We start from the raw sequence: 569 nt of genomic DNA, 5'->3' as shown, positions 1-569 counted from the left end.
TCAGATACCTGAGTACGAATCAGATCAGCCTCAACGACTGGGCGTTGCTCTTCACGGCACATGGCTTGAATAATGCGAATAAAATCTGCCGCAGTGTCGATTAAAGTACCGTCGAGATCAAATAGAACCGCTTTCATCGCTGCACTCATACTGTAGCAGCCTTCACAGTATGTACCATATAGTTGACATCGACGTTTGGTGCTAGCCAGTAATGTTTGGTCAATGGATTATAATGTAAGCCTGTCATTTCTTTTAAAGTCAGACCTGCTTCACGGATGTCCTGCGCCATTTCAGAGGGACGAATAAACTTGTGATAATCATGGGTGCCTTTTGGCAACAGACGTAAAACATATTCTGCTCCAATAATGGCAAACAAATACGATTTAGGGTTACGGTTAATGGTCGAGAAAAATACGTGTCCGCCCGGCTTCACCAGCGTTTGACAGGCCTTCACAATTGAAGCTGGATCAGGCACATGTTCCATCATTTCCATACAGGTCACCACATCGTATTGTCCTGCTTGCTCTTGAGCCAATTGTTCGACCGGAATCTGGCGATATTCGATATTC

The 569-nt window shown here is 44.8% G+C and carries 2 protein-coding genes; both read right to left on the bottom strand.

Annotation, left to right across the window (positions count from 1 at the left end; genetic code table 11):
• Positions 1–137 (bottom strand): HAD hydrolase-like protein (locus tag JR005_RS14590; protein WP_228731787.1); only part of this gene is annotated, 137 nt, incomplete at its 3' end.
• Positions 138–145: 8 nt separating this feature from the next.
• The coding region (gene ubiG, locus JR005_RS14585) for a bifunctional 2-polyprenyl-6-hydroxyphenol methylase/3-demethylubiquinol 3-O-methyltransferase UbiG (RefSeq protein WP_228731755.1) at positions 146–569 on the bottom strand (424 nt) is incomplete at its 5' end.

Source organism: Acinetobacter sp. Colony158 (assembly GCF_019264745.1).
GTDB classification, from domain to species: Bacteria; Pseudomonadota; Gammaproteobacteria; order Pseudomonadales; family Moraxellaceae; genus Acinetobacter; species Acinetobacter ursingii.
Note: the sequence above shows the minus strand (reverse complement) of the source record. Positions and strands in the feature narration are given on the sequence as shown.